Below are 24,875 nucleotides of genomic sequence, written 5' to 3'. Positions count from 1 at the left end.
CACGCGAGACCTCCGACGCCGCCGCTGAGAGGAAGCCCCGCGCATGAACCCGCTCACCGCCCGCCTGTCCGAGCTCGACCCCGAGGTGCACGCGGCGCTCCGCGCCGAGCTGGGCCGCCAGCGCTCCACCCTGGAGATGATCGCCTCGGAGAACTTCGCGCCCGCCGCCGTCATGGAGGCCCAGGGCTCCGTCCTCACCAACAAGTACGCCGAGGGCTACCCCGGCCGCCGCTACTACGGCGGCTGCGAGCACGTCGACGTCACCGAGCGGCTCGCCGTCGACCGCGTCAAGGCGCTCTTCGGCGCCGCGTACGCCAACGTCCAGCCGCACTCCGGCGCGCAGGCCAACACCGCGGTGCTCTTCGCCCTGCTGCGGCCCGGCGACACCGTCCTCGGGCTCGACCTCGCGCACGGCGGCCACCTCACCCACGGGATGCGGCTCAACTACTCCGGCAAGATGCTCGACGTCGTCCCGTACCACGTCTCGGCGACGGACCACCGGGTCGACATGGACGAGGTCGAGCGGCTCGCCAAGGAGCACCGCCCGAAGATGATCATCGCGGGCTGGTCGGCGTACCCCCGGCAGCTGGACTTCGCGGCGTTCCGCCGCATCGCCGACGAGGTCGGGGCACTGCTCCTGGTCGACATGGCGCACTTCGCGGGCCTGGTCGCCGCCGGGCTGCACCCGAACCCCGTCCCGTACGCCCACGTCACCACCACGACCACCCACAAGACGCTCGGTGGCCCGCGCGGGGGAGTGATCCTCACCGATGACGCGGACCTCGCCAGGAAGCTGAACTCGGCGGTCTTCCCCGGCATGCAGGGTGGTCCGCTGGAGCACGTGATCGCCGCCAAGGCGGTCTCCTTCAAGGTCGCCGCGGGGGAGGAGTTCAGGGAACGCCAGGCCCGCACCCTGGCCGGCGCCCGCCTCCTCGCCGAGCGCCTGACGCGGGAGGACGCCGCGCGGGCGGGCGTGTCCGTGCTCACCGGGGGCACCGACGTGCACCTCGTCCTCGTCGACCTGCGGGCCTCCGCACTCGACGGCCGGCAGGCCGAGGACCTGCTGCACTCCGTGGGCATCACCGTCAACCGCAACGCGGTCCCCTTCGACCCGCGCCCGCCGATGGTCACCTCGGGGCTGCGGATCGGCACGCCCGCGCTGGCCACCCGCGGCTTCACCGAGGACGACTTCGCCGAGGTCGCCGACGTCGTGGCGCTCGCCCTGCGCCCGGGGCCCGACCTGTCCGCGCTGCGCGCCCGTACCGAGGCCCTGGCCGCCGCGCACCCGCTCTACCCGCACCTGCCGCAGGACGGAGACGACGCCCGATGACCCGCCGCACCCCGGGTGCCGCGCTTCCCGAGCACCCGGACTTCCTCTGGCGCACGCCCGAACCCAGACGCGGCTACGAGGTGGTCGTCGTCGGGGCGGGCGGCCACGGCCTGGCCACCGCGCACTACCTGGCGCGCGAGCACGGCATCACCGACGTCGCCGTGCTGGAGAAGGGCTGGCTCGCGGGCGGCAACATGGCCCGCAACACCACGATCATCCGCTCCAACTACCTCTGGGACGAGAGCGCCGGCATCTACGAGCACGCCCTGAAGCTGTGGGAGGGCCTGGAGGAGGAACTGGACTACCCGATCCTCTTCTCCCAGCGCGGGGTCCTCAACCTCGCCCACAGCCTCCAGGACGTGCGTGAGGGCGTCCGCCGGGTCGAGGCCAACCTGCTGTGCGGCGTCGACGCGCAGTGGCTGGACCCCGGTCAGGTGGCCGAGGTCTGCCCGATCGTCAACACCTCCCCGGACGTCCGCTACCCGGTGCTGGGCGCGACCTACCAGCCGCGGGCGGGCATCGCCAAGCACGACCACGTCGCCTGGGGCCTGGCCCGCTCGGCCGACGCGGCCGGCATCGACCTCGTCCAGAACTGCGAGGTGACCGGCATCGACGTCCATGACGGCCGGGTCACCGGCGTACGGACGAACCTCGGGCCCATCGCCGCGGGCAAGGTGGCGCTCTGCGCGGCAGGACACTCCTCGGTGCTCGCGCGGATGGCCGGATTCGACCTCCCCCTGCAGAGCCACCCGCTGCAGGCCCTGGTGAGCGAACTGCTGGAACCCGTGCACCCGACGGTCGTCATGTCCAACGCGGTACACGTGTACGTGAGCCAGGCCCACAAGGGCGAACTCGTCATGGGCGCGGGCATCGACGCCTACAACTCCTACACCCAGCGGGGTGCGTTCCACGTCGTCGAGCGGCAGATGGCCGCCGCGCTGGAACTCTTCCCGGTCTTCGCCCGCGCCCACCTGCTGCGCACCTGGGGCGGCATCGTCGACGTCAGCCCGGACGCGTCGCCGATCGTCGGACTCACCCCGGTGCGCGGCCTCTACCTCAACTGCGGCTGGGGGACCGGGGGGTTCAAGGCCACACCGGGCGTGGGACAGGTCTACGCGCACACCATCGCCCACGACGCCCCGCACGCCCTGGCCGAGCCCTTCTCGCTCGAACGATTCACCACCGGCGCGCTCGTCGACGAGCACGGCGCGGCCGCGGTCGCCCACTGAGGAGCCCGATCGATGCTGCTCATCCCCTGCCCCTGGTGCGGTCCCCGCGACGAGGCCGAGTTCCACTACGGCGGTCAGGCGCACCTGGCCTACCCGCCGGACCCGGCGGCCCTGACGGACGAGGAGTGGGCCCGCCACCTCTTCTTCCGCGACAACCCCAAGGGCCCCTTCGCCGAGCGCTGGATGCACACCGCGGGCTGCCGCCGCTGGTTCGACGCGGTGCGCGACACGGCGACCAACCGCTTCGTCACCGGCGCGCCCGCCCCTTCCCCCTCCCGGTCCCGGCCGTCGCCGGCCGTGTCCTATGCGCGGACCGCCCCGGCCCCCGCCCTGCGGCCCGCGCGCGACCCCGGCCAGCCCTTCCGGCTCGCCGAAGGCGGGCGCGTCGACCGCGCCGCGCCCCTGGCGTTCACCTTCGACGGCGTCACGTACACCGGCTACCGCGGGGACACCCTCGCCTCCGCGCTGCTCGCCAACGGGGTCATCGCCACCGGCACGGGCATCAGGCTGGGCCGTCCGCGCGGCATCTTCTCCGCCGGGGTGGAGGAGCCCAACGCCGTGGTGCAGATCGAGGAGCCCTTCCCCGAACCGATGCTGCCCGCGACGACCGTCGAGCTCCACGACGGGCTCGTCGCAAGAGGCCTGCCCGGTCAGGGCAGGCTCGCCCACGGTCCCGACCCGGCCCGCTACGACGCCGTCCACCACCACTGCGACCTGCTCGTCGTCGGCGCCGGCCCCACCGGGCTCGCCGCCGCCGCGACGGCGGCCGGCAGCGGGGCCCGGGTGATCGTCGTGGACGACCAGCCCGAAGCGGGCGGCAGCCTCCTGGGCAGCGGACGCCACCTGGACTGGGTCGCCGGGGCCGAGGCGCTCCTCGCCGCGGAACCCGGGGTCCGCGTGCTGCGCCGTACGACGGTTTTCGGCCACTACGACGACAACCAGGTGCTCGCCCTGGAGCGCCGCACCCACCACCTCGGCGCCGCCGCCCCCGCGCACGTCGCCCGCGAACGCGTGCACCGCGTCCGCGCCCGCCGGGTCGTCCTCGCCACCGGCGCGCACGAGCGTTCCCTGGCCTTCCCCGACAACGACCGCCCGGGCGTCATGCTGGCCGGCGCCGCCCGCGCCTACGTCCGCCGGTACGGCGTCGTCCCCGGCCGCATCGCCGTGGTGTTCACGACCAACGACGGCACCGGGGCCGTCGTCCGCGACCTGGCCGCCGCGGGCGTGGAGATCGCGGCGGTCGCCGACGCGCGCGACGGCGCGTACGTCACGGGCACCGAGGGCACGGACCGGCTGTCGGCCGTGCTGCTCGGCGACCGCCGGATCGAGGCCGACCTGCTGCTGGTCTCCGGTGGCTGGAACCCCGTCGGCCACCTCTTCGGCCAGGCGGGCGGCGCCGTGCGCTACGACGAGGCCCGCGGCACCTTCGTCCCGGTGCCCGGATCGACCCACCAGGCCGTGGAGTTCGCCGCCACACCCGCCGAGGGGGTCGCGGCCGCCGGCCGGGCGCTCGCGGCCGAGGGCTTCGCACCGGGCCGGGTCGTCCTCCCGCCGCCGGACCGGGCCCCCGGGCGCGCGCCGCTCACGCTCTTCGACGTCCCCGTGACGGCCCCCGGCCCGCGCTTCGTCGACCTGCAGCGCGACGTCACCGTGGCCGACCTGCGGCGGGCCACCCAGGCCGGGATGCGCTCGGTGGAGCACACCAAGCGGTACACCACCGCGGGCACCGCGAACGACCAGGGGAAGACCTCCGGCGTCCTGGCCTCGGGCGTCGTCGCGGGACTGCTCGGCGTGGAGGTGTCCGCGCTCGGCACGACGACGTACCGCCCCCCGTACGCGCCGGTGTCCTTCGCCGCACTCGCGGGCCGCGACCGCGGCGCGCTCCACGACCCGGTCCGGGTGACGGCGCTGCACGGCCTCCACGTCGCCGCCGGCGCCGTCTTCGAGGACGTCGGCCAGTGGAAGCGCCCGCGCCACTACCCGCTACCCGGCGAGGACATGACGGCCGCCGTGCTGCGCGAGTGCCGGGCCGCCCGCGAGGACGTGGCCGTCATGGACGCCTCGACCCTCGGCAAGATCGACCTGCAGGGCCCGGACGCCGCGGAGTTCCTGGACCGGCTCTACACCAACCTGATGTCGACCCTGCGCCCGGGCATGATCCGCTACGGCGTCATGTGCCGACAGGACGGCATGGTCTTCGACGACGGCACCGTCATCCGGCTCGCCGAGGACCGCTTCCTCGTCACGACGACCACGGGCAACGCCGCGGCGGTCCTGGACTGGATGGAGGAGTGGCTGCAGACCGAGTGGCCGGAACTGCGCGTCCACTGCACCTCGGTGACCGAGCAGTGGGCCACCGTCGCCCTCGTGGGCCCGCGCTCCCGCGAGGTGCTGGGGGCGCTCGCCCCCGGACTGGCCGTGGGCCGGGCCGAGTTCCCCTTCATGGCCTGGCGGGACGCCACGGTGGCGGGGCTGCCGGCCCGGGTGTGCCGGATCAGCTTCTCCGGGGAGCTCGCGTACGAGATCAACGTCCTGCCCTGGCGGGCGGCGGCCCTCTGGGAGGCGGTGCGGGCCGCCGGCGCCACCCCGTACGGCACCGAGACCATGCACGTGCTGCGCGCCGAGAAGGGCTACCCGATCGTCGGCCAGGACACCGACGGCACGGTCACCCCGCAGGACCTCGGCATGGGCTGGGTCGTGTCGAAGAAGAAGCGCGACTTCATCGGCAAACGGTCGCACACCCGCGCCGACACCGCCCGCCCCGACCGCAAGCACCTCGTCGGCCTGCTGCCCGAGGACCCGGGTCTGCTGCTCCCCGAGGGCACCCACCTGGTCGCCGGACCCACGCCGGCCGCGCCTCCCGTCAGGGCGCTCGGCCACGTCAGCTCCAGCTACCGCAGCGCCGCCCTCGGCCGCGCCTTCGCGCTCGCCCTGGTCAGGGGCGGCCGGGAACGGGTGGGGCAGCGGCTGTACGCGCCCGTCGGCGGCCGTCTGGTGCCCGTGACCGTCGTCTCCCCCGTCCTCTACGACCCCGAGGGGGCCCGCCGCGATGGCTGACACCGTCACCCGCCTCAGTCCGCTGTCGGCCGCGGCCGGCCGCCTCGCCGCCGCGACCCGCGGCTCCGGCGGGGTACTGCGCCTGGCCGAACTGCCCTTCCTCGCCCAGGTCGACCTGCGCCTGGACCCCCGGGGCCCGGCCGCCGAGGCCGCCGGGACCGCCCTCGGCGCGCCGTTGCCCCTGGAGCCCTGCACGTCCGTCCGCGCCGGGGACCTGGCGGTGCTGTGGCTCGGTCCCGGTCAGTGGCTGGTGGTGGGGCCGCCCGGCGCCCAGGAGGAGCTGGAGGCCCGGCTGCGCAAGGCCGCGGGCGAGGCGCACGTCTCCGTCACCGACGTCTCCGCCCAGCGCACGACCCTGCTGGTCTCCGGCCCCCGCGCCCGCGACCTGCTGGCGCACGGCTGCTCGCTCGACCTGCACCCAGGGGTGTTCACCCCCGGCGGTTGCGCGCAGACCACGCTGGCCCGTACCCAGGTGGTGCTGGTGGCCAGGGCGGAGGAGCGGGCGGGCTTCTGGGTGCTGGTCCGCTCCTCCTTCGCCGGCTACCTCGCCGACTGGCTGCTGGACGCCGCCACGGAGTACCTGTGACGTGTACGTGTGACGTGGACCGCAGGACCCCGTCTTAACTTGAATCCCTGATTCGTATTATCTAGCCTCGAAGCATGCGCCTGACGAAGTCCACCGACCTCGCGCTCCGCGCGGTGATGGCCCTCGCCGTCAAGGACGAGCCGTCCACCGCCCGGGACGTGGCCGAGGCGATGCGGGTCCCGTACTCGCACCTCGCCAAGGTCGTCGCCCGGCTGCAGCACCTGGGGGTCGTCGAGACCCGCCGCGGGCGCGGCGGTGGCCTGGAGCTCACCGCCGCGGGGCGGACGGCCTCGGTCGGCCGGCTCGTGCGGGAGCTGGAAGGGGTCGGCGACGTCGTGGACTGCGAGGGCGAGACGCCCTGTCCGCTCGCCGGCGCCTGCCGCCTCCGCGGCGCGCTGCGCCGGGCGCAGGAGGCCTTCTACGCCTCCCTGGACCCGCTGACCGTCGCCGACCTGACCGCCGCGCCCACCGGACCCGTCCTGGTGGGGCTGGTCGGCTCCGGCCCGCCCGGTCCGCGGGGCTGATCCTGCCGTCGGGAACCCACCGCCCACCCGGGCGGGCCTCCGCACGCCTTTTAATGCGAATTACAGATACCAATTAGGGAGCCCTCCATGCTCAGCGAGAAGTCCGCAGCGACCGTCCGCGCCACCCTGCCCGCCGTCGGCGGCGCGATCTCCGAGATCAGCGGGCTCTTCTACGACCGGCTCTTCGCCGCCCACCCCGAGCTGCTGAGGGACCTGTTCAACCGCGGCAACCAGGCGGCCGGCACCCAGCGCGAGGCCCTCGCCGGAGCCATCGCCCACTTCGCCACCGTCCTGGTCGAGCAGCCCGGGCAGCGCCCCGACGCGATGCTCGCCCGGATCGCCAACAAGCACGCCTCGCTCGGCATCAGCCCCGGTCAGTACCACGTCGTCCAGAAGCACCTCTTCGCCGCCATCGCCGAAGTGCTGGGCGACGCCGTCACCGAGGAGGTCGCCGCCGCCTGGGACGAGGTCTACTGGCTGATGGCCAACGCCCTCATCGCCATCGAGCAGCGGCTGTACGCCGAGCGCGACGTCCTGACCGGGGACATCTGGCGCCCCTGGGAGGTCGCCGAGAAGGTGCGGGAGACCGAGGACGTCGCCTCCTTCCGGCTCCGCCCCGCGGACGGCCTGCCGCTGCCCGACTTCGGCCCCGGCCAGTACGTCTCGGTGCGCGTCGAACTTCCCGACGGCGCCCGGCAGATCCGGCAGTACAGCCTCTCCGGCGCACCCGGCGACACCACCCGCCAGATCAGCGTCAAGCGCGAGCGCGGTCTCGCCGGGAGCCCGGACGGCGAGGTCTCGGCCCACCTCCACGACCACGTGGGCGAGGGCGCCCGCGTCGAACTCTCCGCCCCCTACGGCGACATCGTCCTCGCCGACGACGGCGGACCCCTGCTGCTCGCCTCGGCCGGCATCGGCTGCACCCCGATGCTCGCGATGCTGCACCGGCTCGCCGGCGACGGCTACGCGGCGCCCGTGACCGTCGTCCACGGCGACCGCTCGCCGGGGCACCACGCCCACTCCGCCGACCACCGCGCCCTGGCCGAGAAGCTGCCCGCGGGCAGCGCCCACTTCTGGTACGAGGACCCGGGCACCGGCGCCGGCCCCGGCGACCGTGCCGGCCGGGTCGACCTTTCCGGCGTAGAACTGCCCGAGGGCCTGCGGGCCTACCTGTGCGGCCCGCTGCCCTTCATGCGCGCCGTGCGCACCCAGCTCATCGAGCGCGGTGTGCCCGCCTCGGCCGTGCACTACGAGGTCTTCGGCCCCGACCTGTGGCTGGCCCGCGACTGACCGGCCACACTGGTCGGATGGCGGACAAGGCGGTCAAGCGCAGCGCGGGGATCCTGCTCTTCCGCGGCACGCCGGGCGATGCGCCCGAGGTGCTGCTGGCCCACATGGGCGGCCCGTTCTGGTCGTCCAAGGACGACGGGGCGTGGACGATCCCCAAGGGCGAGTACGAGCCCGGCGAGACCGCAGAGGCGGCCGCCCGGCGCGAGTTCCTGGAGGAACTGGGCCTGCCGGTGCCCGCGGGCGAGCTGCTGCCGCTCGGCGAGAACCGGCAGCCCAACGGGAAGGTCGTGACCGTCTGGGCGCTGGAGGGCGACCTCGACACCGGCCTCGTGGTGCCCGGGACCTTCTCCATGGAGTGGCCCCGGGGTTCCGGCCGGGTCAGGGAGTTCCCCGAGGTGGACCGGGCCGCGTGGTTCCCGCTCGGCCCGGCCGCCCACGAGAAGATCCTCTCCGCCCAGCGGACCTTCCTGGACCGCCTGCGCGGGCTGCTCGACGGCGACGGGCGGAGCGGAGCGGGTCAGGAGGCCGGGGAGGCGTAGATCGACTCGATCTGCTCCGCGTACGCGCTGACGATCGCGTTCCTGCGGAGCTTCAGGGAGGGCGTCAGCATCCCGTTCTCCACCGAGAACTCGTGCGGCAGGATACGGAAGGCCCGGATCGACTCGGCGCGGGAGACCGCCGAGTTGGCCATCGACACCGCGCGCCGGACCTCGGCGTCCACGTCCCGCCCGGTCATGGCGGTCCGCAGCTGGACCGCCTCCCGGTCCAGGGTGATCAGCGCCGCGACGAAGGGCCTGTTGTCGCCGATCACGATGCACTGCGAGACCAGCGGATGCCACCGCAGCCGCTCCTCCAGCACCAGGGGCGCCACGCTCTTGCCGCCGCTGGTGATGATGATGTCCTTCTTCCGGCCGGTGATCGTCAGGTACCCGTCAGGGTCGAGCGAGCCCGTGTCACCGGTCGCCATCCAGCCGCCGCGGCGCCACACCTCGCGGTTCGCGACCGGATCGGCGTGGTAGCCGGCGAACACCGTCGTCCCCCGGACCAGCACCTCGCCGTCCGGCGCGATCCGCACCGCGCTGCCCGGCAGCGGCCGGCCCACCGTGCCGAAGCGCACCTTCCCCAGCGGCTGCGCGGTCACCGCGGCCGTCGTCTCGGTGAGCCCGTAGCCGTCGTAGATGGTGAGCCCGGCACCCGCGAACAGCAGCGCCAGCTCCCTGCTGAGCGGCGACCCGCCCGAGACCGTGTAGTTCACCCGCCCGCCCAGCACTTCCCGGATCCGTGCGTAGACCAGCCGGTCGAACGCCGAGTGCGCCGCCCGCAACAACGGCCCCGGTCCCGGCCCCGAGCCCAGGGCTTGCCGCTCCACGGCCTCCGCCCAGCGCACCGCCACGCCGGCGGCCCGGTCGAAGACATGGCCCTTGCCGCCCCGGGCGGCGGCGTTCCGGGCGCCCTGGATGATCTTCTCGTACACGTACGGGACGGCGAGCAGGATCGTCGGCCGGAAGGAACGGAAGGCCGGGAGGAGTTCCCCCGGCGCGAGGTCGGGCTGGTGGCCGAGCAGCACGCCCCCGCGCACCGCGCAGGTGGTCACCATCAGCCCGTAGATGTGCGACATGGGAAGGAACGCCAGCACCGACGGCCGCACCCCCGGCGGGGCGAAGATCGAGCCGTACCCGACCAGCAGCGTGTCGCACTCGGCGGCGAGGTTGGCGTGGGTGATCAGGCAGCCCCTGGGCGGTCCCGTGGTGCCCGAGGTGTAGGCGATCACCGCCACCGACTGCGGCTCGACCGCCCAGCGCAACTGCTCCACCACCACCGGGTGCACCTGCCGGCCGAGCGCCGCCAGCCACGGGACGCACCCCGCGTCGAGCTGCCAGATCCGGCGCAGCGCGGGCAGGGTGTCGCACACGGCGCCCACCGTCATGGCGTGGTCCTCGTGCTCGACGACGATCGCCACCGCCCCCGAGTCGGCGAGGATCCACCGCACCTGCTCGGCCGAGGAGGTCGGGTACACCGGGACGATCCGGGCGCCCACCGACCACAGCGCGTAGGAGAACAGCGTCCACTCGTACCGGGTGCGAGCCATCACGGCCACCGGCTCGCCGAAGCGGATCCCCTCCGCCACCAGACCGCGGGCCAGTTCGGCCACCTCGTCCCGGAAGGCCGCGGCGCCGACCTCCTGCCAGCGGTCGCCCCCGTGCCCGTCCCGCCGGGCCAGTACGGCCGTGTCCGGGCGCTTGTCGGCCGTCTCGTACACCGAGTCGGCGAGTCCCCCCGACCGCAACTGCTCCGCCCGGGGCGGAAGGCTGAACTCGCGCACGGCGCCCCCTTCCCCGAGCCGGTGCCCCGCCGCACCGAGACGGCAGGCAGGGAAGATATCCGGCTATTGAGCCACTTGCCTAGAGGTGGTGCGGAAACGGCAGAGGCTGACGCGAACGGGTGCCTCCGGGCCGTCGCCCGGCGACGACTACGATGGCCGTAACAGGCGCGTACCCCGACCGGGACGCGACCCTTCGCATCGGGAGTGTGAGCCGTGCTGCGCACCATGTTCAAGTCCAAGATCCACCGTGCCACCGTGACCGAGGCCGACCTCCACTACGTCGGGTCCGTCACCGTGGACGCCGACCTGATGGACGCCGCCGACCTACTGCCCGGCGAACTGGTCCACATCGTCGACATCACCAACGGCGCCCGGCTGGAGACCTACGTCATCGAGGGCCGCCGCGGCTCCGGGGTGATCGGCATCAACGGCGCCGCCGCCCACCTGGTGCACCCCGGCGACCTCGTGATCCTGATCAGCTACGCGCAGTTCGAGGACGCGCAGGCCCGTGAGCTGCGGCCGCGCGTCGTGCACGTGGACGCGGACAACCGGATCGTCGCGCTGGGCGACGACGCCTCCGAGCCGGTCCCCGGAAGCGGCACCCAGGCGAGCCCCAACGCGGTGCCGGTCGGCTGAACGTCCGTACGATCGGCTGTGCTATTGTCCGGATCCATTCGAGGTATCCGTCCAGGTGGGGTTCGGTGATCACGGACCCCGTCGGGACCGGGAGCGCGGCGTGCTGCCGTCGGCCTCCCACAGCACTCCTCGGGCCTGACGCATCAGCAGTTCACCGGGCTCCGGCGGATCGCTGGGCTGCCACGGACTTCCGTGACGGGCCCGGACACTGTCGCTCTCGGGGGTGGGCGATGAGAGCACACCTTTGTTCGGCCCGAAAGGAACTGAGTCCCATGCACGCTGGCGGCGCTGCCAGACTGCGCACCGTGACCCTGGCGGTCCTCACGCTCTCCCTGACTGCCGCGGTCACCGGCTGCGGCAACGATTCGGGCGGCCAGGGCGGCGAGGTCACCGTGGGCATCGCCCTCCCCACCACGAAGCAGACGCGGTGGATCAACGACGGCGACAACATGGAAAAGCTGTTCAAGGAGCAGGGGTACAAGACAGACAAGCAGTACGCCGAGGACAGCGTCGACAAGCAGGTCGAGCAGGTCGAGGAGATGATCGACCGGGGTGACAAGCTCCTGATCATCGGCGCCGTCGACGGTTTCGAGCTGGGTGACGCGCTCCAGAAGGCGGCCCGTGCCGGTGTCAAGGTCATCGCCTACGACCGCCTGCTGCTGGGCTCCAGCAACGTGGACTACTACGCGAGCTTCGACAACTACAAGGTCGGGAAGCTCCAGGCCGACTACATCGTCCAGAAGCTCGGGCTGAAGAAGGGCGGCAACGCCGGCCCGTACAACCTCGAGGTCTTCGCCGGCGACGCCAACGACAACAACGTCCAGGGCTTCTTCAACGGCGCGATGGACACGCTGGACGAGTTCATCAAGGACGGTCAGCTGGTCGTCAAGAGCGACCAGACCCGCCTGAGCCAGGTCACCATCTTCAAGTGGGAGGCGGACATCGCCACCGAGACGATGACGACCCGCCTCCGGGACCACTACAAGGGCGGTTCCACCGTCGACGCCGTCCTGGCCCCCAACGACGGCATCGCGCGCGGTGTCATCAAGTCCCTGAAGGCGGACGGCTACGGCAGCACCGCCAAGCCGATGCCGGTGATCACGGGGCAGGACGCCGAGGTCGACTCGGTCAAGGAGATCATCGCCGGCGAGCAGTCGATGACGGTCTACAAGGACACCCGCAAGCTCGCCGCCGTCGCGGTCAAGATGGCGCAGGACATCCTCAGCGGCAAGAAGCCCGAGGTGAACAACAACAAGGACAACGACAACGGCAACAAGGTCGTGCCGGCGTACCTGCTGCCTCCGGTGGGTGTCGACAAGTCCAACTACAAGAAGCTGCTCGTCGACAGCGGTTACATCAAGGCCTCCGACCTCGACTGAGGCCGGGGTCCGCACGTACGCGGGGCCGGGAGGAACACACCGTTCCTCCCGGCCCTCGTCGTACCCGGCGGCAGCCCCGCGTCAGATGAGCACGTTCATCAGACCGTTGTCGTACAGACCTCCGTATCCGCGGCCGGCCTTGTCGCCGAACCCGTAGCCGAAGTCGGCGTGGACGAAGCCCGCGCCCTTCCCGTCGCCCTTGCCGAGACCGAGGGCGTGGACACCGCTGCCGTACCCCATGCCATAGCCGTAGCTCACGCTGTACTTGTAGCTGAAGTTGAACCGGTAGCCGTGCTTGTTGCACTGCTTCTTGTGGTGCTTGCCGTGCTTCTTGCCGTGTCCCTTGTCGTGGCCGTTGCCGCCCTTGCCGCCCTTGCCGCCCTTGCCGCCCTTGCCGCCCTTGTTGCTCTTGCCCTTGCTGCCCTTGCCCCCCTTGTTGTTGCCCTTCCCGTTGCTGCTGCCCTTCCCGTTGTTGTCGTCCTTGTCCTTGTAGGTCGCGTTGTCGCCGTTGTCGTCGTTGTTGTTGTTCCCCTTGCCGCCGTTGCCGTTGTTGCCGCCGCCGTTGCCGCCCTTGCCGCCGTTGTCGTTGCCGTTGTCGCGGCCGCCGCCTCGGCCGTTGTTGTCGTCGTCATCGCCGTTGTCGTTGCCGCCGCCGCCGCGGCCGTTGTCGCGGGAGCTGCCGTTGTCGTTCCAGTCGCTGCGGCCGCCACCGCCTCCGCCGCCTCCGCCGCCTCCGCCGCCACCGCGGCCGTTGTCGCCGCCCCCGCCCCCGCCGCCGCGGCCGTTGTCGCCGCCACCGTTGCCCCCGCCGCGGCCGTTGTCGTTCCCGCCGCCGCCGCCGTTGCCGCTGCCGTCGTCGTTCCAGTCGCTGCGGCCCCCGCCCCCGCCACCGCCGCCGTTGCCCCCACCACCGCCACCATTGCCCCCGCCGCCTCCGCCGCCGCCCCCGCCGCCTCCGCGGCCGTTGTCGCCGTAGCCGTTGTCCCCGTTGCCCCCGCCGTATCCGTTGTCGTCCCCGCCGTCGTCGCCGTATCCGTTGTCGTCGTCGCCGTAGTCGTCGCTGCCCTTGCTCTGGGAGCCGTTCCTGCCGTCGTCGCTGCCCGCCGTGGCGACGGCGCTGCCGGTCGAGGCGGCCAGGAGGCCGGTCGCAAGGAGTCCGGTCGCGACGCCGAGAGCGGTGCGGCGCATCAGACTGGTTCGCATGAGTGTCCTTCCTTCGGACGCATGGCGGGCGGCGATCGCCGCCGCCCCTGCGATCCAGTCGTACGTCGCGCGGTAAACGGCCGCCCGTCGAGCGGAGCGTCCGGGCGACAGCGTGGCCAAGGAAGTGACGCAGTGCCACGAGGTACGGAACGTCAGTCCCCGCCCAGCAACAAGGTGTCGAGACCGCGCACCAGACCGGGGCGTGCCGCGGCCGCGCGAGCCGCGAGCAGGGTCCCCGCGACGTACGGGGCGGGGGAGTTGCCGGCCTCGTGCCGGATCACCAGACGCTCGTCCGGCAGCCCGAACTGCGCCTCCACGGCGAGGGTGTAGCCCGGCAGCCGCAGCGAGTGGACCTGCGTGCCCGCGATCGACGCGCCGCGGGCCTCCGGGTGCCCGGCCGTGTGTTCCGGGTCCACGGCGTACTCGGGGCGGCGTACGGCGGCCAGTTGTTCGGCGAGCTCACGTGCGGTGCCGCTGGGGGCGTCGGGCTTGGTCGCGGAGGCGTAGTCGACGATCTCCCAGTGCGGCAGGTGACGGGCCGCCAGCCTGGCGGCCGCCTGCGCCAGCGCCGCGGTCAGCGAGAAGTTCCCCGAGGCCACCACCCCGACCCCGTGCTCCTCGGCCAGCGCGGCGATCTCCTCGTAGTCGGCGCCGGACAGGCCCGACGAGCCGACCACCACGTCGACCCCCCGGACCACGGCGGTGCGCACATGGCGTCCGACCGCGGTGTGCGAGGTGTAGTCGATCAGCACGTCCACGCCGTCCAGCGCGTCGTCGACCGTGCTGAAGACCGGGACCCCGAGCTCGGGGCCGCCCCACACCGCCCCGAGGTCCGCGCCGGCCGCGGACCGGGCCACCGCCGTCCGCAGCCGCAGGTCCGCGGAGTCCAGGACGGCGCGGGCGACCGCCTCCCCGGTCCAGCCGGTCGCCCCGGCGACACACACGTTCAGCAGGTCCATCCCCCCAGCATGAGGCATGATCACCGACCGTCCCGTCCGGAAGCGGTCCCCCCGGGGGACCTCAGGCGCAGCCGGGCGGCGGCGGAGCGGGCCTGACGGCGCATCCGGCGGGTCAGCGTCGGCGGCCGCGGCGCGGCGGCGACCAGCTGCTCGGACAGCCACAGCGAGCGCTTCTCGAGGTCCAGCTCGTCCAGCAGCCGGTCGACGTTGGCCAGCAGCGCCCCGTACAGGTCCCAGCTCTCCCAGCGCCGTTCCGTCTCCGCCCGCAGCAGCACCGCGATCCGGTCCCGTTCCTGCCGGCCGCGCCGCAGGGCGTCCGCCAGCCGGGCTTCCGCATGGTCGGCGCCCTCCGTGACCTGGGCCGCGATCAGCCGGCCGAAACTGTCGGCGGCGTCGGCCAGGTCGGCGAACAACTCGTCGATGCCGGCGGCGAGCTCGCCGGTGAACAGCGGCTCCCTGCCGCCGCGCTCGCGGTCCAGCTCCGTCAGCGAGCGGCACAGCGTCCGCAGCAGGACGGTCGACACCTCCAGGGTGTCCAGCCCGCTGCGCAGCAGCAGCCGGGTCATCGCGCCCTCCGCCGGCTTCACCCGCGGGTTGAGCCGGGTCCCCTCCTCCGCCCTGCGCAGCGAGGCGTCGAACCGCGCGATCTCGTTGTCCAGCCGGCGTGCGTCCATCAGCCAGGAGACGGCCTGTCCGGCGGTGGCGCCGGCGCGTACCTCCCGGCCCATCCGGAGCATCAGCGCCCGCATGTGCTCGGCGAGCTCGCGCACCGCGTCGCCGGCCGGCTCCACGAAGGCGGGGGGCGGCACCACGACGTTGAGCAGCACCCCGACGCCGGCCCCGACCAGGGTCTCCAGCACCCGGTCCAGCGCCTCGCCCGAGGGGGCGGGGACGGCCAGGATGAGCATCGCGCTGATCGCCACCTCGGCCACGAACTCGTCCACCCGGATGAAGTGACCGGTCACCAGCGACGCCAGGATGATCAGCCCGAGGCTCCACACCGTCAGCCCGATCAGCTCCGCGAAACCCACCGCGATGAGGACGCCCGCCACCACACTGACCACCCGTCGGACGCCCGTGGTCACCGTCGTGTAGAGCGTCACCTGCACCACGAGCAGAGCCGTCAGCGGGGCCGTCAGCGGCGCCGGGTTGGGCAGCAGCCAGACCGCCACGGCGTACGACAGGACCGCGGCCACGGTGGAGCGCACCGTCTGCACGACGATCGGGTCGTTGTTGCGCCGCAGGAGGTCGGCGAGCGGGGCGGGGAGGACGCCGGGCACCCAGCCAGTCTCCCCGGACCCGGGACTCCGGCACCGGTCAGCGGGGCGGGTTGCGCCGACCGCGTGAATACCCGGCCCCGACACGCCCCTGAGGCGCCGTCGGGGGCCGGCGCGGGGGCTTCATGGTCCGGGGCCGGAGTGTGTCCGAGCAGGGGAGCGAGGTGCCTATGGCGTGCGCGGTGCGGCGCTCCCGGGCCCTTGTCGCGGTGCTGGTCCTCGCGGCCGCCGCGGTCGCGTGCGGCGGCGGCGCGTCGCCGGGCCCCGGGCGGGCGACGCTCGACTGGTACAACTTCCCCGACGACTCCGGGGCGCTGCAGGAGGCCGCCGACCGGTGCGGCCGTGCCTCCGGCGGACGCTACGTCATCCGCTACAACAAACTCCCCCGGACGGCCGACGGCCAGCGGCAACAGCTCGTACGCCGGCTGGCCGCACACGACCCCGCGCTCGACATCCTCGGCCTGGACGTCACCTGGGCCCCGGAATTCGCCGAGGCCGGCTGGATCCGCCCGTGGACGGGCACCCGGCGCGCCGAGGCCGTCCGGGACACCCTCGACGCCCCGCTGCGCACGGCTACGTGGAAGGACCGCCTCTACGCCGTCCCGTACAACACCAACGTCCAGCTGCTCTGGTACCGCGCGGACCTCGTGCCGGAGCCGCCCACGACGTGGGCCGCGATGCTCGACACGGCCCGTGACCTGGCGAAGGCCGGGAAGCCGCACCGGATCGAGGTCCAGGGCGCCCAGTACGAGGGGCTCACGGTCTGGTTCAACACGCTCGTCTCCAGCGCCGGCGGCTCGATCCTCGACGCGGACGCGAGCGCCCCCTCGCTCGGGCCGCCCGCCGTACGGGCCGCGGGCATCATGCGCGACCTCGCGGTCTCGCCCGCCGCCGACCCCTCGCTGCCCAACCAGATGGAGGACCAGAACCGGCTGGCCATGGAGGCGGGAACCGCCGCCTTCGAGCTGAACTACCCCTTCGTTTATCCCGCGATGAAGGCCGACAACCCGCAGCTGTTCCGGCACTTCCGGTGGGCCCGCTACCCGCGGGTCGACGCCGGCCGCCCCGCCCGGGTCACCATCGGCGGCATCGACCTCGCCGTCGGCGCCCACAGCCGCCGGCCCGAGCTCGCCTTCGAGGCGGCGCTGTGCCTGCGCGACCGGGACAACCAGCGGAACGCCGCGCTGCGCGGCGGCCTGCCGCCGACCCTGCGCTCCCTCTACGACGACCCCCAGGTCCGGCGGAGCTACCCCTTCGCCCAGGACATCCTCGCCGAGCTGGAGAACGCCGCCCTGCGCCCGCAGACCCCCGCCTACCAGAACGTGTCCATCGCGGTGTCCCACGCCCTGTCACCGCCCGCCGCGATCCGGCCGGCCGAGTCCGTCCGGGACCTGCGGGGGCAGATCGAGGACGCCCTGCAGTCCAAGGGGCTGGTCCCGTGACGCGCCTCTCGGAGGGCGCCCGGCAGGAGCGGCGCCTGGGCTGGCTGCTCTGCGCCCCCGCCGTGCTCGTCATGCTCGTGGTGACCGCCTACCCCGTGCTCTACGCCGTCTACCTCTCCCTGCACCGCTACGACCTGCGCTTCCCCCAGCTGGCCCGCTTCGTCGGCCTGGACAACTACGCCGCCGTCCTGAGCTCCGGGTTCTGGTGGCAGGCGTTCTGGGTGACCTGCCTGATCACCGCGGTCTCCGTCACGGTGGAACTGACCCTCGGCATGGGGCTGGCCGTCGTCATGCACCGGGCGGTGATCGGCCGTTCGGGGGTGCGTACCGCGGTCCTGCTGCCCTACGGCATCGTGACCGTCGTCGCCGCCTTCTCCTGGCAGTACGCCTGGACGCCCGGCATCGGCTACCTCGTCGACGCGTCGGGCGCGGCCCCGCTGACCGACCAGTGGAAGGCCATCGGCCTCATCGTCCTGGCGGAGGTCTGGAAGACCACGCCCTTCATGGCGCTGCTGCTGCTCGCCGGACTGGCCCTGGTGCCGGAGGAGACGCTGCGCGCCGCCATGGTCGACGGCGCCACCCGGTGGCAGCGCTTCCGGCTCGTCACGCTGCCGCTGATGAAACCCGCCATCTTGGTGGCGCTGCTGTTCCGCACCCTGGACGCGTTCCGGATCTTCGACAACATCTACGTGCTCACCCAGGGCTCCAACGGCACCGGCTCCGTGTCGATCCTCGGCTACGACAACCTCTTCACCGCGTTGAACCTCGGCATCGGCTCGGCCATCTCGGTGCTGATCTTCCTGTGCGTCGCGGTCATCGCCTTCGCCTTCATCAGGCTGTTCGGCACGGCCGCCCCCGGATCGGAGGACACCGGACGATGAGCACGAGCCCGGCGCAGCGGCGGCGGATCGCCCGTTGGAGCGTCGTCAACACCGTCGTGGTGCTCTACGCGCTCTTCCCGGTGTGGTGGATCGTCGCCCTGTCCTTCAAGGACCCCGCCACGCTCTCCGACGGCAGCTTCGTCCCGCGCACCTGGACGCTGGAGAACTACCGCGGCATCTTCGCGACCTCCGAGTTCACCCGCGCCCTGGTCAACTCCATCGGGATCGCGCTGATCTCCACCGTCGTCGCCGTCACACTGGGCACGATGGCCGCCTACGCGGTGGCCCGGCTGCGCTTCCCCGGCAAGGGACTGCTCATCGGCACCTCGCTGCTGATCGCGATGTTCCCGCCGATCTCCCTGGTGTCGCCGCTGTTCAACATCGAGCGCTTCCTCGGGCTGTTCGACACCTGGCCCGGGCTGATCATCCCGTACATGACCTTCTCGCTGCCGCTGGCGATCTACACGCTGTCGGCGTTCTTCCGTGAGATCCCCTGGGACCTGGAGAAGGCGGCCAAGGTCGACGGGGCGACCCCCGCCCAGGCGTTCCGGCTGGTCATCGCACCGCTCGCGGCGCCCGGGGTGTTCACCACGGCGATCCTGGTCTTCATCTTCTGCTGGAACGACTTCCTCTTCGCGATCTCGCTGACCTCCACCACCGCCGCGCGCACCGTCCCGGCGGCGATCGCGTTCTTCACCGGCAGCTCGCAGTTCCAGCAGCCCACCGGCTCGATCGCCGCGGCCGCCGTGGTGATCACCGTCCCGATCGTCGTCTTCGTGCTGCTGTTCCAGCGGCGCATCGTGGCCGGACTGACCTCCGGCGCAGTGAAGGGCTGAGGGACCGCACATGGCCGAGATCACCCTCGAGGGCGTCACCAAGCGCTACCCCGACGGCGCGGTCGCCGTCCGCGACGTCAGCCTCGCCATCGCGGACGGCGAGTTCGTGATCCTCGTGGGGCCGTCCGGCTGCGGGAAGTCCACCACCCTCAACATGATCGCCGGGCTGGAGGACATCACCGAGGGCACCCTCCGCATCGGCGGCCGGGTCGTCAACGACAAGGCCCCCAAGGACCGCGACATCGCCATGGTCTTCCAGAGCTACGCCCTCTACCCCCACATGACCGTCCGTCAGAACATGGGCTTCGCCCTGCGGCTGGCCGGCGTGGACAAGGCCGTCATCAGCGAGAAGGTCGAGGAGGCGGCCCGTGTCCTCGACCTCACCGGCCACCTCGACCGCAAACCGGCCAACCTCTCCGGCGGGCAGCGCCAGCGCGTCGCGATGGGCCGCGCGATCGTCCGCGAACCCAAGGCCTTCCTCATGGACGAACCGCTGTCCAACCTCGACGCCAAGCTGCGGGTCCAGATGCGCACCCAGATCGCCCGGCTGCAGCGGCGCCTCGGCACCACCACGGTGTACGTCACGCACGACCAGACCGAGGCCATGACCCTCGGCGACCGCGTGGTCGTCATGCGCGGCGGCGTCGTCCAGCAGACCGGTTCGCCGCAGGAGCTGTACGACCGGCCGCGCAACCTCTTCGTCGCGGGGTTCATCGGCTCGCCCGCGATGAACTTCCTGCCCGCCGCGGTGGAGGAGGACCGGCTGCGCACCCCGCTCGGCGACCTGCCGCTCGACGACCGCCTGCGCGCCGCCCTGGCACGCCGCGACGCACCGCGCGAGGTCGTCGCGGGCTTCCGGCCCGAGCACTTCGAGGACGCCGCGCTCGTCGGCCCCGACCGCGGCGGCGCCGTCCTCACCGTCACCGTCGACGTCCGGGAGTCCCTCGGCTCCGACGTCTACGTCCACCTGGCCCAGGAGGGCGGCGCGGCGGCCGCCGGGCAACTGGCCGAGCTCGCCGCGGACTCCGGCCTCGCGGACACCGGAGCCGGCGGCCCGGAGATCGTCGCCCGGGTGTCCCCCAGGACCCGGGCCCGCGAGGGCGAGCGACTGTCACTGTGGCTGGACACCGCGCAGGCCCAGCTCTTCGACCCGGTCACCGGCGACAACCTCACGCTCGCCGGCGGCCCGCGTGACCCGGCCGCGGGCTGAGCCCGTGGCCCCGGCCGACGTCCCGCCGCCCCTCCCCGGACCCCTCGCGCACCTGGCCCCCCTCCTCGACGACTGGGGCTACCTGGCGGTCGGCGTCCTCGTGCTCCTCGACAACGGCGGCATCCCCGTGCCCGGCCAGACCGTCCTGGTCGTCGCGGCCGCCTACGCGGGCACCGGGCGCATGGACATCGCCGGCGTCGTCGCGGTCGCCGTCGCCGCGGCCGTCGCGGGCGACTGCCTGGGCTACCTCATCGGCCGCAGCGGCGGCCGCGCCTTCGTCCACCGCTGGGGCCGCTACGTCCTGCTCACCCCCGAACGCTTCCTGCGCGGGGAGGAGTTCTTCGCCCGCCGGGGCGACCTCGTCGTCCTGCTCGCCCGCTTCGTCGACGTCCTGCGCCAGACCAACGGCATCATCGCCGGCACCGCGGGCATGCCCTGGTGGCGCTTCCTGCTCTGCAACACCCTCGGGGCGGTGCTCTGGGTCGGCGCCTGGTCGGCCCTCGCCTACGCCGCCGGCACCCGCCTCGGCTCCCTCTACGCCTGGTTCACCCGCTTCCAGCTCTACGCCCTGATCGCCACGGCCCTCCTCGCCGCCGCCCTGACCGCCCGCCACCTCCGCCGCCGCCGTCTCCGCCGCCGCGCCCCGGGCCCCTGAGACGGCCCCGAGGGGGCGGTGCCTAGGTCGTGTCGTCAAATGAGCGCCGGCCGCCCGAAGGGCGGGCTCAGCGGCGTCTGGTGCGGTGCATCGCAAGGCGGAGAGTCGTCCTCGTAGTGGGCTACTCGGACGATTCGACAACGCAGCGAGGTGCCGTGCCAGGCGTCGCTGAGCAGGGGGGCGTTTGACGACACGGCCTAGAGCAGGTCCTCGATGGTGATCGGCATCTTGCGGACGCGGCGGCCCGTGGCGTGGTGGACGGCGTTGGCGATGGCGGCGCCTGCGCCGACCTGGCCGATCTCGCCGACGCCCTTGACGCCGAGGGGGTTGACGACGGTGTCCTCGACCTCGACGAGTTCGACGTCGACGTCCGGTACGTCCGCGTTGACGGCCACCAGGTAGTCGCCGAGGCTGGAGGCCGCCCAGCGGCCGGTGCGCGGCTCCATGTGGTTGGCCTCGAGGAGGGCCTGGCCCAGGCCCCAGATCATGCCGCCCATCAGCTGGCTGCGGGCGGTCTTGGGGTTGAGGACCCGCCCGGGCGCGAAGGCGCCGACCATGCGGCGGACCCGGACGAGGCCGAGGTCGGCGTCGACGGCGACCTCGGCGAACTGGGCGCCGAAGGTCATCAGGGCGTGGCCGTTCGCGCCGGCGTCGGGGGTCCAGGAGCCCAGTGCCTCGACGTCGGGCAGGAACTGACGGTGCATCATCTCGGCGTAGGTCTCGCCGGTGTCCGGGTCGTCCCGGAGCACCATGCGCCCGTCCCGGAGCTCCACGGCCCCTGGGGCCGCCCCGCGCAGCGGTGACTCGGCGTCGGCGACCGCCCGCGCCACGAGTGCGTCGCGCAGGGCCGTGGCCGCCGTGTGGACGGCCGCGCTGATCATGCCGGCGCCGGACGAGCCGACGGCGGCGGCGATCTGCGGGAAGGCCGTGTCGCCGTTCTCGAAGCGGCACCGCTCCGCCGGCAGGCCGAGGGCGTCGGCGGCGACCTGCGTCATGGCCGTGGCCACGCCGGTGCCGAAGTCGGGGGTGGCCGCCTGCACCAGCGCCGTACCGTCGGCGTACAGGCGGGCGCGGGCCCGCTGCGGCGTGACGGGCTGGGCGACGGGGTAGCCGGCGCTGGCCATGCCCGTGCCGATCAGCCAGTGCCCCTCGCGACGGGAGCGCGGCCGCGGGTCACGGCCGGCCCAGCCGAAGCGCTCCGCGCCGCGGCGGTAGCACTCCTCCAGCCCCCAGCTCGACCACGGGTCACCCGTCGAGGGGTCGGTCGCCGTGATGTTGCGCAGCCGCAGTTCCAGCGGGTCGATCCCGAGGTGCTCGGCCAGCTCGTCCATCGCGCACTCCATGGCGAACATGCCCGAGGCCTCGCCGGGGGCGCGCATGAAGGTCGGCGTCATGGTGTTCGCGGGGAACACCCGGTACTCGCCCTCGTAGTGGGGGCATCCGTAGATCTGCGAGGCGACGCCGAGGGAGGGTTCGGCCCACTCGTCGAAGTGCGAGGTGGGGGAGAGCTTGTGGTGGCGCAGCGCGGTGAGCCGCCCGTCCCCGGTCGCGCCGAGCGTGATCGTCTGCTCCTGCTCCTCGCGGTGCCCCATCGAGGTGAACATCTGCTCACGGGTCAGCGCCAGCTTCACCGGGCGGCCCACCAGCCGGGCCGCGATCGCGGCGAGCGCCGGATGGTGCCAGATCATCGCCTTGCCGCCGAAACTGCCGCCCGTGTAGTGCCCGATGACGCGCACACGGGAGACCGGCAGGCCGAGCAGCGCGGCGACCGTCTGCTGGGTGGAGGTGATGCCCTGCGTGGCGTCCCAGAGGGTGAGCCGGTCGCCCTCCCAGGAGGCGGTGGTCGCCGGCGGCTCGATGGGGTTGTGGTTGTTCGCGGCGTACGTGAAGGTGAGGTCCAGCCGTACGTCGGCCTCGTCGAGCCCCTGCCGCAGGTCGCCCCGGGTCATGCGCCCCGGCATGAAGCCGCCGAAGATCGTCTCGGGGACGTGGGCCAGGTCGCGGCCCTGGTCGAGGGTGGTGACCGGGGGCTCCTCCGCGTACCGCACGTGCAGCAGGCTCGCCGCGTGCTGGGCCCGTTCGTGGGTGTCGGCGACGACGACGGCGATGTGCTGGCCCGCGTAGTGGACGACGTCGTCCTGCAACGGGAAGAAGGTCTGGCCGGGGGCCGCCGTCCCCGCAAGGGAGGGGATCAGCGGCGGCTGCGCCGCGATGGGCGGGGTGTTCTCGTGGGTGAGGACCGCGAGGACCCCCTCGGCGGCCTCGGCCTCGCCGGTGTCGATGGAGGTGATCCGCCCGCCGGCGATGTGGGCCCCGACGAGCGCGGCGTACGCCATGCCGGGCAGCGGGATCTCCGCCGAGTACCGGGCCGAGCCGGTGACCTTGGGGCGTCCGTCGACCCGGTCCATGGGCTGTCCGACGGCCGGGGTCACGACGGGCTCCCGGTGAGGGTCTCGAGCGCGCGGACCACGGTCCGGCAGGCGAGTTCGACCTTGAAGGCGTTCATCTGCGTGGGGCGTGCCGCCGCCATCTCGACCCGGGCGGCCTCGCGGAAGTTCTGCGGGATCGCCGGCGCCCCGAGCAGGAACTCCTCGGCGCGCTCCGCCCGCCAGGGCCGGGTGCCCACCCCGCCGAGCGCGAGGCGGACGTCCAGCACCAGCCCGTCCGCCAGCGCCAGCGCGGCCGCCACCGATACCAGGGCGAACTCGTACGACTCGCGGTCGCGGACCTTCAGGTACGTGGAGTGGCGGGCGATCGGCACCGAGGGCACCTCGATCACGGTGATCAGCTCGCCGTGCTCCAGCGGGTGCTCCCGGTCCGGGGCGTCACCGGGCAGCAGGAAGAACTCGTCGAAGGAGTAGGAGCGTTCACCGCCCGGCCCCTGGGTCCTGATCCGCGCGTCCAGCGCCGCGAGCGCCACGGCGACGTCCGAGGGGTGGGTGGCGATGCAGTGCGCGCTCGTGCCGAGGACGGCGTGCCCGCGGCTCGTCCCCTCGATCGCCGAGCAACCACTGCCCGGCACACGCTTGTTGCAGGGCGACGAGGTGTCGCGGAAGTAGCCGCACCGCACCCGCTGCATCATGTTGCCGCCCATGGAGGCCATGTTGCGCAGCTGGGCCGAGGCCCCGAGTTCCAGGGCCTGCGCGACGAGCGGGAAGCGCTCCCGTACGACGGCCGCTTCGGCGACCTGGCTCATCCGGGCCAGCGCGCCGATCCGCAGCGAGCCGTCGGGCATGCCCTCCACGCCGGTCAGGGGGAGGTCGTTGATGTCGACGAGCCGGCGCGGCGCGAGCACGTTCTGCCGCAGCAGGTCGACCTCCGTGGTGCCGCCGGCCAGGAAGTGGCTCTGCGGGTCCGCGGTGACGGCCGCGATCGCGTCCGCCGTGCCCGTGGCGCGGGTGTAGGTGATGGGCCGCACGATCTCACGCTCCGCTGCCGGTTCCGGGGGCGGCACCGGGGTCCGCGTCGCGGACCGCGCGGATCGCCGCACGGATGTTGGGGTACGCGGCACAGCGGCAGATGTTGCCGCTCATCCACTCCTTGATCTCCGCGTCGTCCGCGGCGTGACCCTCCCGCAGCAGGGCCACCGCCGACATGATCTGGCCCGGTGTGCAGTAGCCGCACTGGAAGGCGTCGTGCGCGATGAACGCCTCCTGCACCGGGTCGAGCCGGCCCTCCCGGGCCAGGCCCTCGACGGTGGTGATCTCGTGGCCCTCGCACGTGACGGCGAGCGTCAGGCAGCCCAGCACGCGGCGCCCGTCCACCAGCACCGTGCAGGCCCCGCAGGTGCCCTGGTCGCAGCCCTTCTTGGCGCCGGTCAGACGGAGGTGCTCACGGAGCGCGTCGAGCAGGCTCACCCGGGGCTCGATGTCCACCGCCCGCCGCTCCCCGTTGACGTGCAGGGTGACCGGGCCGGGACCGGGGCCGCGCTCCGGCAGCACGCCGGACTCGGCCGCGGTGTTCGCCGAAACATGTGAGGACACCGGTCCACCTCCAGATCGGTCTCCCTTTCATGCTGTTTCGCCCGTCAACGACCCGCAACCGGGATCATGCCGCCG

21 protein-coding genes are annotated in these 24,875 nt (G+C 73.2%); 14 read left to right on the top strand and 7 right to left on the bottom strand.

Going from position 1 to position 24,875, the window contains the following annotated elements; all coding sequences use genetic code 11:
* Positions 1 to 43 precede the first annotated feature (43 nt).
* The 7 genes from glyA (at position 44) to ABZ479_RS22955 (ending at position 8,555) form a co-directional block, all read left to right on the top strand.
* Entirely contained in the window at positions 44 to 1,330 is a 1,287-nt protein-coding gene (gene glyA, locus ABZ479_RS22985) for a serine hydroxymethyltransferase (RefSeq protein WP_500463332.1), read from the top strand.
* On the top strand, positions 1,327 to 2,559 hold the full coding sequence (locus ABZ479_RS22980) for a sarcosine oxidase subunit beta family protein (RefSeq protein ID WP_500463331.1): 1,233 nt from the start codon (positions 1,327 to 1,329) through the stop codon (positions 2,557 to 2,559). Before glyA ends, ABZ479_RS22980 begins: the two co-directional genes overlap by 4 nt.
* 12 nt (positions 2,560 to 2,571) lie before the next feature.
* A complete protein-coding gene (locus tag ABZ479_RS22975; RefSeq protein ID WP_500463330.1) occupies positions 2,572 to 5,616 on the top strand; it encodes a sarcosine oxidase subunit delta in 3,045 nt (1,014 codons plus the stop codon).
* Positions 5,609 to 6,202, top strand: coding sequence for a sarcosine oxidase subunit gamma (locus ABZ479_RS22970; protein ID WP_500463329.1), 594 nt, complete (start codon positions 5,609 to 5,611; stop codon positions 6,200 to 6,202). The genes ABZ479_RS22975 and ABZ479_RS22970 overlap by 8 nt, the downstream gene beginning before the upstream one ends.
* A 74-nt stretch (positions 6,203 to 6,276) precedes the next feature.
* Positions 6,277 to 6,726: an RrF2 family transcriptional regulator gene (locus ABZ479_RS22965; RefSeq protein WP_500463328.1), complete on the top strand. Its 450-nt coding sequence runs from the start codon at positions 6,277 to 6,279 to the stop codon at positions 6,724 to 6,726.
* 87 nt (positions 6,727 to 6,813) lie between these two features.
* Positions 6,814 to 8,016, top strand: coding sequence for a globin domain-containing protein (locus ABZ479_RS22960; RefSeq protein WP_500463327.1), 1,203 nt, complete (start codon positions 6,814 to 6,816; stop codon positions 8,014 to 8,016).
* A 17-nt stretch (positions 8,017 to 8,033) separates the two neighbouring features.
* Positions 8,034 to 8,555, top strand: coding sequence for an NUDIX hydrolase (locus ABZ479_RS22955; RefSeq protein WP_500463326.1), 522 nt, complete (start codon positions 8,034 to 8,036; stop codon positions 8,553 to 8,555).
* On the opposite strand, the gene ABZ479_RS22950 is transcribed toward ABZ479_RS22955, so the two are convergent.
* On the bottom strand, positions 8,534 to 10,339 hold the full coding sequence (locus ABZ479_RS22950; protein ID WP_500463325.1) for an AMP-dependent synthetase/ligase: 1,806 nt from the start codon (positions 10,337 to 10,339) through the stop codon (positions 8,534 to 8,536). The two genes, ABZ479_RS22955 and ABZ479_RS22950, sit on opposite strands and share 22 nt — an antisense overlap.
* 213 nt (positions 10,340 to 10,552) lie before the next feature.
* On the opposite strand from ABZ479_RS22950, the gene panD reads away from it, so the two are divergent.
* Entirely contained in the window at positions 10,553 to 10,975 is a 423-nt protein-coding gene (gene panD / locus ABZ479_RS22945) for an aspartate 1-decarboxylase (RefSeq protein ID WP_499603240.1), read from the top strand.
* Between the two features lie 272 nt (positions 10,976 to 11,247).
* A complete protein-coding gene (chvE, locus tag ABZ479_RS22940) occupies positions 11,248 to 12,354 on the top strand; it encodes a multiple monosaccharide ABC transporter substrate-binding protein (RefSeq protein ID WP_500463324.1) in 1,107 nt (368 codons plus the stop codon).
* Between the two features lie 81 nt (positions 12,355 to 12,435).
* Here the strand turns inward: chvE and ABZ479_RS22935 are convergent, their stop codons facing one another.
* From ABZ479_RS22935 to ABZ479_RS22925, 3 genes are all read right to left on the bottom strand, one after another.
* On the bottom strand, positions 12,436 to 13,557 hold the full coding sequence (locus ABZ479_RS22935) for a hypothetical protein (protein ID WP_500463323.1): 1,122 nt from the start codon (positions 13,555 to 13,557) through the stop codon (positions 12,436 to 12,438).
* 152 nt (positions 13,558 to 13,709) lie between these two features.
* Positions 13,710 to 14,516, bottom strand: a complete 807-nt coding sequence (dapB, locus tag ABZ479_RS22930; RefSeq protein WP_499603237.1) for a 4-hydroxy-tetrahydrodipicolinate reductase — start codon at positions 14,514 to 14,516, stop codon at positions 13,710 to 13,712.
* Between the two features lie 20 nt (positions 14,517 to 14,536).
* Positions 14,537 to 15,796, bottom strand: a complete 1,260-nt coding sequence (locus ABZ479_RS22925) for an FUSC family protein (RefSeq protein ID WP_500463322.1) — start codon at positions 15,794 to 15,796, stop codon at positions 14,537 to 14,539.
* A 167-nt stretch (positions 15,797 to 15,963) separates the two neighbouring features.
* Here ABZ479_RS22925 and ABZ479_RS22920 point away from each other — a divergent pair, with 167 nt between their 5' ends.
* From ABZ479_RS22920 to ABZ479_RS22900, 5 genes are read left to right on the top strand one after another with little or no spacing between them, the layout of a single operon-like run.
* Positions 15,964 to 17,235: an ABC transporter substrate-binding protein gene (locus ABZ479_RS22920; RefSeq protein ID WP_500463321.1), complete on the top strand. Its 1,272-nt coding sequence runs from the start codon at positions 15,964 to 15,966 to the stop codon at positions 17,233 to 17,235.
* Positions 17,232 to 18,116: a carbohydrate ABC transporter permease gene (locus ABZ479_RS22915; RefSeq protein WP_500463320.1), complete on the top strand. Its 885-nt coding sequence runs from the start codon at positions 17,232 to 17,234 to the stop codon at positions 18,114 to 18,116. Before ABZ479_RS22920 ends, ABZ479_RS22915 begins: the two co-directional genes overlap by 4 nt.
* The gene (locus ABZ479_RS22910) at positions 18,113 to 18,952 is read left to right on the top strand and encodes a carbohydrate ABC transporter permease (RefSeq protein ID WP_500463319.1); all 840 of its coding nucleotides are present in this window, start codon (positions 18,113 to 18,115) and stop codon (positions 18,950 to 18,952) included. The genes ABZ479_RS22915 and ABZ479_RS22910 overlap by 4 nt, the downstream gene beginning before the upstream one ends.
* 10 nt (positions 18,953 to 18,962) lie before the next feature.
* Positions 18,963 to 20,162, top strand: a complete 1,200-nt coding sequence (locus ABZ479_RS22905) for an ABC transporter ATP-binding protein (protein WP_499603232.1) — start codon at positions 18,963 to 18,965, stop codon at positions 20,160 to 20,162.
* A gap of 4 nt (positions 20,163 to 20,166) precedes the next feature.
* A complete protein-coding gene (locus ABZ479_RS22900) occupies positions 20,167 to 20,817 on the top strand; it encodes a DedA family protein (protein ID WP_500463318.1) in 651 nt (216 codons plus the stop codon).
* 197 nt (positions 20,818 to 21,014) lie between these two features.
* Here ABZ479_RS22900 and ABZ479_RS22895 read toward each other — a convergent pair whose 3' ends face one another.
* The 3 genes from ABZ479_RS22895 to ABZ479_RS22885 are packed head-to-tail and all read right to left on the bottom strand — an operon-like array spanning position 21,015 to position 24,800.
* Positions 21,015 to 23,249 carry a xanthine dehydrogenase family protein molybdopterin-binding subunit gene (locus ABZ479_RS22895; RefSeq protein WP_500463317.1) on the bottom strand — a complete coding sequence of 745 codons (2,235 nt, stop codon included), beginning with the start codon at positions 23,247 to 23,249 and terminating at the stop codon, positions 21,015 to 21,017.
* Positions 23,246 to 24,235, bottom strand: a complete 990-nt coding sequence (locus tag ABZ479_RS22890) for an FAD binding domain-containing protein (protein WP_500463316.1) — start codon at positions 24,233 to 24,235, stop codon at positions 23,246 to 23,248. Before ABZ479_RS22890 ends, ABZ479_RS22895 begins: the two co-directional genes overlap by 4 nt.
* Positions 24,236 to 24,239: 4 nt before the next feature.
* Complete coding sequence (locus ABZ479_RS22885) at positions 24,240 to 24,800, bottom strand: (2Fe-2S)-binding protein (RefSeq protein ID WP_500463315.1); 561 nt, start codon at positions 24,798 to 24,800, stop codon at positions 24,240 to 24,242.
* Between the last annotated feature and the right edge of the window lie 75 nt (positions 24,801 to 24,875).

The sequence above is a fragment of the Streptomyces sp. NPDC005722 genome, from assembly GCF_040630935.1.
Classification (GTDB): domain Bacteria; phylum Actinomycetota; class Actinomycetes; order Streptomycetales; family Streptomycetaceae; genus Actinacidiphila.
The sequence above is the reverse complement of the archived record's forward strand: the minus strand, read 5'-3'. Positions and strand labels throughout refer to the sequence as shown.